Source organism: Streptomyces sp. TSRI0281, assembly GCF_001905125.1.
Lineage (GTDB): Bacteria > Actinomycetota > Actinomycetes > Streptomycetales > Streptomycetaceae > Streptomyces.
Genome location: NZ_LWLE01000023.1, coordinates 397,218 through 403,375 on the forward strand (window position 1 = coordinate 397,218; position 6,158 = coordinate 403,375).

6 protein-coding genes and 1 pseudogene are annotated in these 6,158 nt (G+C 73.6%); 2 read left to right on the forward strand and 5 right to left on the reverse strand.

Annotation, left to right across the window (positions count from 1 at the left end):
• Positions 1-6: 6 nt before the first annotated feature.
• From A6A29_RS26790 to A6A29_RS26800, 3 genes are all read right to left on the reverse strand, one after another.
• Complete coding sequence (locus tag A6A29_RS26790) at positions 7-987, reverse strand: hypothetical protein (RefSeq protein ID WP_073723594.1); 981 nt, start codon at positions 985-987, stop codon at positions 7-9.
• Between the two features lie 194 nt (positions 988-1,181).
• Positions 1,182-1,622: a hypothetical protein gene (locus A6A29_RS26795; RefSeq protein ID WP_073723596.1), complete on the reverse strand. Its 441-nt coding sequence runs from the start codon at positions 1,620-1,622 to the stop codon at positions 1,182-1,184.
• A gap of 123 nt (positions 1,623-1,745) precedes the next feature.
• A complete protein-coding gene (locus tag A6A29_RS26800) occupies positions 1,746-2,990 on the reverse strand; it encodes an ROK family transcriptional regulator (protein ID WP_198953278.1) in 1,245 nt (414 codons plus the stop codon).
• A 56-nt stretch (positions 2,991-3,046) separates the two neighbouring features.
• Here A6A29_RS26800 and A6A29_RS26805 point away from each other — a divergent pair, with 56 nt between their 5' ends.
• Complete coding sequence (locus A6A29_RS26805) at positions 3,047-4,171, forward strand: Gfo/Idh/MocA family oxidoreductase (protein WP_073723600.1); 1,125 nt, start codon at positions 3,047-3,049, stop codon at positions 4,169-4,171.
• The gene (locus A6A29_RS26810; RefSeq protein WP_073723602.1) at positions 4,168-4,647 is read left to right on the forward strand and encodes a heme-degrading domain-containing protein; all 480 of its coding nucleotides are present in this window, start codon (positions 4,168-4,170) and stop codon (positions 4,645-4,647) included. Before A6A29_RS26805 ends, A6A29_RS26810 begins: the two co-directional genes overlap by 4 nt.
• A gap of 209 nt (positions 4,648-4,856) precedes the next feature.
• Here the strand turns inward: A6A29_RS26810 and A6A29_RS26815 are convergent, their stop codons facing one another.
• Entirely contained in the window at positions 4,857-5,717 is an 861-nt protein-coding gene (locus A6A29_RS26815) for a fumarylacetoacetate hydrolase family protein (protein ID WP_073723604.1), read from the reverse strand.
• 149 nt (positions 5,718-5,866) lie between these two features.
• Positions 5,867-6,158, reverse strand: a pseudogene (locus A6A29_RS46960) (hypothetical protein); the annotation flags it as partial.

Consider the following 6,158-nt stretch of genomic DNA (forward strand, 5'->3'; position numbering starts at 1 on the left):
GCGGGCTCAGTCCTGGCCGCGCCGGAGCCGACGGACCCGGACGACCATGGCCGACCCGCCGACGAACAGCGCACCGGCGGTGATCCCGGCCCAGGCCGTCAGGTCCTGCCCGGTGCGGGCGAGCTCGGGCAGGGGATTCCCGGCGGCGTCACGCAGCGGGGAGTCGGGGCGGGGCGCCGTACCGTCGGTGCCGGTCTCCGGGTCCGTACCCGTACCGGTGCCCGCTTCGGCGTCCCCGTCTCCGCCGGAGTCGCGCGGTTCGCCGCTGTCGAGGTCGCCCTCGACGATGCGGAAGGGGTAGTCCTCCGACTCCCCCACCCAGCCCCCGTCGCCCTTGTCCTTGCCCGCGCCCTTGCCGGTGGGGCTCCCAGGGTGGCGCTGGACGACGGCGGCGTTGGCGGTGACCCTGCCGGGCCGGGTGTCGGAGGTGAAAGCCATCCGGACCTGGACGGTGACGGTACGTCCGGCGGGGACGGTGAAGCCGGGGAACGCCTCGTCCGACTCACCGCCGCCGAAGACCCCGATCTGCTCGTCCCGGTCCGTGGTCTCCCAGGTGACCCGGTGTTCCGCGCCGGGTCCGGTGCCGTCGGAGAACTCCAGCTGGATCTGGTCCGCGGTCAGCTTCCGGTCCTGGTCGGTGAGGACCAGGACCGGGTGGATGGCGCGGCACGACTCGGAGGTGGTGTTGGTGAGATCGAGGTACCAGGTGCCGTAGCCGCCGCCGGAGGCGTAGGTGTCGGGGCCACCGTGGATCCGGGTGTCGATGGGGAAGTCCTTGGTGTCCGGGTCACCGCAGGCGGGCTGCTGGTCGGCGGGGAGGGACGCGGGGACGGCGGCGGGGGCGGTGGCGGGTACGGCCACCGGGACCGGCCGGGCGGCGGCCGGAGTGCCGCCGAGGAGGGCGGCGGGCACGGCGAGGCCCGCGGCCAGTCCGAAGGTGGTGAAGGCGCGGCCGTCGCGCAGCCGTGCGGGGGGATTGGGGGGCATAGGGGGACACCCTTTGCTGCTCGCGAACGACCGGGGCGGGGGCCACCGGCTGTGGACGGCGACGTTGCCACGCGCGGCGCGGATGGAGGCCGTCCCGCCCGTACACATGCGACGCGAACAGCGACGTTGCCACGCGCGCGCGGATGCGGGGCGGCGACATGCCGGGCCGTCGCCCGTACGGCCCCCGTGGAAGGTCAGCCGAAGGCCGGATCGGCGAGATCGAGGGTCAGCAGGTTGTGCCAGTCGTTGGTGAAGACGGCGGTCGTCCCTTCGTGGCGCACGCCGACGAAGGGGTTGGAACTCCACATGACGGCCACCCACCGCAAGGAGCGGTCGGCGTCGAGACGGGCGAGGTAGCCGACGTTGCCCATCCCGCTGCCGCCGCCGGACAGCCATCCCGATCCGTCCGGCAACGGGCTCTCGAAGTAGGGGTCCGCCTCGGTGATGCCCTCCTCCTCGATGACCCGCGCCAGGTCGACCGGCTCCCCCAGGCGAAAGGGGATCGGCTGCCCGGCGTCCGGGTGGTAGGCGCCGGGACCCTCCACATGCACCTCCAGGGCGGTGTCGTCCGGCCGGTACAGCGCGTCGCCGTACGGCATCTCCCCTGCCGCCCACAGCCGCTCGATCACTCCCACAACCCCGCCCCTCGGCCCGCTGTCGCTTCCGTCGTCCGGCGTCCGTCGTACGCCGTCCATCGGCAACCGGTCACCGGTCACCGGTCACCGGTCCGGTGACCGGTCATCCGTCACCGTCATAGGTCATGCGTCGCGCGTTCCGGACAGGTCCTGGCCGCCGGACGCCGGACCCATTCTCCCCACCCGCCCGAACAGCGGCGCGAGCACCAGTTGTGCGGCGCCCTCCGCGACCGGCCGGTCGCCTCCCCCGGCGACGGTGACCGGTACGGGCCGCCCGGTCCCGTCCCGCCGGGCGCGCTCCTCGATCACGGCACGCACCCCCCGTACGTACGCGTCCTCATCGGCGGCCACGGTGCGCCCGCCCAGCACCACCCGTTCGATGCCGAGCAGCCCGACCAGATTGGCGGCGCCGGTCCCCAGCACCCGTGCGGCCTCCGCCCGGTCGCCCCGGGCCTCGGCGGCGAGGCAGAGCACCTCGACGCAACCGCGCCCCCCGCAGCCGCACACGGGGCCGTCGAGCTGGAGGGTCTGGTGCCCGAACTCCCCGGCCCCGGTGCGTGTCCCCCGGTGCAGCTCCCCGCCCAGCACGAGCCCCGCGCCGAGCCCGGTCCCCAGGTGCAGGTAGGCGAAGTCGCCCGCGTCGGGCGCTCCCAGGGCGAGGCCGAGGGCGGCGGCGTTGGTGTCCTTGTCCACGACCACGGGCAGCCCGGTCCGCGCGGCGAGGGCGTCCCGCAGCGGGTACCCGTCCCACTGCGGGAACCCCGTGACGCGGTGCAGCACCCCGTCGCGGTGGTCCAGGGGGCCGGGCAGGGCCACGCCCACCCCGAGCATCCGCCGCTCCGGCGCGCCGGCGCCCGTCTCCCGTACCGCGTCCACCCCCCGGCCCGTGGACACCTCCCGTACCGCGTCCGCCCCCCGGCCCGTGGACACCTCCCGCATCGCGCACACCTCCCGTACCGCGTCCGCCGCGTCCGTGAGTACCTGCCCGGCCGGGGCTCCGAGGTCCAGCGGCGCCTTCCGCGCGGCCACCGCCGTACCGGTGAGGTCGACCAGGACGGCGGTCAGTTCATCGCGGTCCAGGTGCAGCCCGACCGCGAATCCCGCCTCCGGGACCAGGCGCAGCAGGGTGCGGGGCTTGCCGCCCGTGGAGGCGCGGTGGCCCGCCCCGGCGACGAGGCCCTCCGCCCGCAGCCGGGCGGTGATCTTGCTGACCGCCTGCGGGGTGAGCCCGGTGCGCTCGGCGAGTTCGAGGCGGCTGATGCCGTCCCCGCCCGCCGCCCGCAGCAGGTCCAGCACCAGCGCGGCGTTGTGGTGGCGCAGCGTCGGAAGGTTGGCCCCGGCTCCGTTCCTGGTATCGCTCCTGTTCACCACCCCATTGTCTCCGACGCTTGCACTTTGGCAACAGCGTTGCTTAAGTGGAATGCATGACTGCCCACGCTCCCCTTCGCGTCGCACTCGTCGGCTACGGTCTGGCCGGCTCCGTCTTCCACGCCCCGCTGATCGCCGCGACCGGGGGCCTGGTCCTCGACACGGTCGTCACGTCGAACGAGGAGCGGCAGGCGCAGGCCCGCGCCGAGTTCCCCGAGGTCCGGTTCGCCGCCTCGCCCGAGGAGCTCTGGGCGCGGGCGGACGAGCTGGACCTGGTCGTGATCGCCACCCCGAACAAGACCCATGTCCCGATCGCGAGGGCCGCGCTCACGGCGGGTCTGCCGGTGGTCGTGGACAAGCCGCTGGCCGGCAGCGCCGTCGAGGCACGGGAGCTGGCCGCGCTGGCGAAGGAGCGCGGGCTGCTGCTCTCGGTCTTCCAGAACCGCCGCTGGGACAACGACTTCCGTACGCTCGCGGCGCTGATCTCCGACGGCGAGCTGGGCGAGGTGCAGCGCTTCGAGTCCCGCTTCGAGCGGTGGCGTCCGCACCCCAAGGGCGGCTGGCGCGAGTCGGGCGATCCGGAGGAGATCGGCGGGCTGCTGTACGACCTGGGCAGCCATGTGGTCGACCAGGCCCTCTTCCTGTTCGGCCCGGCCGTGCAGGTGTACGCGGAGGCCGACGTACGCCGTCCGGGTGCGGCCGCCGACGACGACACGTTCCTGGCGATCACGCATGCGAACGGGGTCCGCTCGCATCTGTACGTCAGTGCCACCGCGGCCCAGCTCGGCCCGCGGTTCCGGGTGCTCGGCTCGGAGGCCGGTTATGTGAAGTACGGGCTGGACCCGCAGGAGGCCGCCCTGCGCGCGGGCCTGCGCCCGGCCGCCGGGGAGCCCTGGGGCGAGGAGCCCGAGGAGCTGTGGGGCCGCATCGGCTCCGGTGAGTCCCCGCTGACGGGCGGCGGCGCCCCGGTCCGTACGCTGCCGGGCGACTACCCCGCGTACTACGCCGCCGTGGCCGCCGCCGTACGCGGCACGGGCCCGAACCCGGTGACCGCGCTTCAGGCCGCCGCCGCGCTGGACGTCCTGGAGGCCGCCCGCCGTTCGGCCCGCGAGGGCGTCTCCGTGACCCTGCTGCCGCACCACGACGAGAACGCGTTCACCGACGAGGAGCGACGCTCATGAGCCACAGGGCTCCGACCATTTCGGAACTCATCTCCCAGGAGCGCAGCCTGACGCTGCCGCACTTCGGGTACGACGACGCGTACGCGCTCGGCGGCCTCCTGGTCTCCCTGGCACGCGAGCGGCACGCCCCGGTCGCGATCGACATCCGGCGCGGCGCCCAGCAGCTCTTCCATGCCGCGCTGCCCGGTTCCAGCGCGGACAACGACGCGTGGATCGACCGCAAGCGCAGGGTGGTCGAGCGGTACGGCGAGAGCTCCTACCTGGTCGGCACGCGGTTCCGGGCGAAGGGAACGACGTTCGAGGAGTCCTCGCGGCTGGACCCGGACAGGTACGCCGCGCACGGCGGTTCGTTCCCGATCTCGGTCGAGGGCGCGGGCGTGATCGGCTCGGTCACGGTCTCCGGCCTGCCCCAGGCCGAGGACCACGCGCTGGTGGTCGAGGCGCTGGAGCAGTTCGCCGCGACGCTGGGTGCCTGAGACAGCGCAGGCACAGGAGCTCGGGCAGGAGCCCGGGCAGGAGCAGGAGCCCGGGCAGGAGCAGGAGCCCGGGCAGGAGCAGGAGCCCGGGCAGGAGCAGGAGCCCGGGCAGGAGCAGGAGCCCGGGCAGGGACAGGGGCGGACGCGGGGGCGGGACGCCGCGACACGCGGTGCCCCGCCCCTGCCGTACTCACCCGTCGATCAGCGGATCAGGCGTCCTTCAGCTCCTGCCGCTGCCGTCCGAGCCCCTCGATCTCCAGCTTCACGACGTCACCCGCCCTGAGGTAGGGCTTCGGATCGGGCTGCCCCAGGGCGACCCCGGCCGGCGTACCGGTGTTGATCACATCGCCCGGGTACAGCGTCATGAACTGGCTGAGATAGCGGACCACCTCGCCGACCGGGAAGATCTGGTCGGCGGTGGTGCCGTTCTGCTTCAGCTCGCCGTTGACCCAGAGCCGCAGCGGAAGTGCCTGCGGGTCGGGCACCTCGTCGGCCGTCACCAGCCAGGGGCCCAGCGGGTTGAACGTCTCGCAGTTCTTGCCCTTGTCCCAGGTGCCGCCGCGCTCGATCTGGAACTCGCGCTCGGAGACGTCGTGCGCCGTGGCGTAACCGGCGACGTGTCCGAGCGCCTCCTCGGCGGAGTCCAGATAGCGGGCGGTGCGCCCGATGACGACGGCGAGCTCGACCTCCCAGTCCGTCTTGCGGCTCCCGCGCGGCACCAGCACGGTGTCCTCGGGCCCCACGACGGTGTCCGGCGCCTTGAAGAACAGGATCGGTTCGGCGGGGATCGCCGCGCCGGTCTCGGTGGCGTGGTCGTGGTAGTTCAGCCCGATGCACACGATCTTGCCGATCCGGCCGAGCGGCGGGCCGACCCGCAGCCCTTCCGCGTCCAGTGCGGGCAGTCCGTCGGGGGCCGCCGCGGCGGCCCGTACCCGGGCGAGTGCCGACGCGTCGGCGAGCAGGTCCCCGTCGATGTCGGGGACGAGCCCCGACAGGTCGCGCAGGGTCCCGTCACGGTCAAGAAGCGCGGGGCGTTCCGCGCCCGCCGTACCGACTCGAAGCAGCTTCAACGGTCCAACTCCCCTTGGTCGAGATCGAGCCCGTCGATGGGTTGCGGCCAGCGAAAGGCTTGGCCGATCCTCCAAGACATCGGATCACCCCGCAAGACCCTGTTCACACACTGGACCGGCGCACTCGCCCGGTGCCCTCCCGGTCGGTCCTACATCGGGGTGGCCAGGGCGGCACCGGTGGCCGGCATGTCGCGGTAGAGGTAGGCCCTCTCCAGCGCGGTCCAGGTGGTGCTCGTGACCACGTACAGGGCGGCGGCGAGCGGAACGACCGCCACGGTGAACAGCGTCGCGAAGGACATCAGCGGCATCAGCTTGGTCATCGCCCCCATGCCGGGTACCGGCTGCCCGTCGGGGCCGGTGGCGGGCGTCATCGGGTTCGCGGCCATCTGGCGCTTCGTCCGGCCGTAGTTGAAGGTGGCGACCGCCGCGACGATCGCGAAG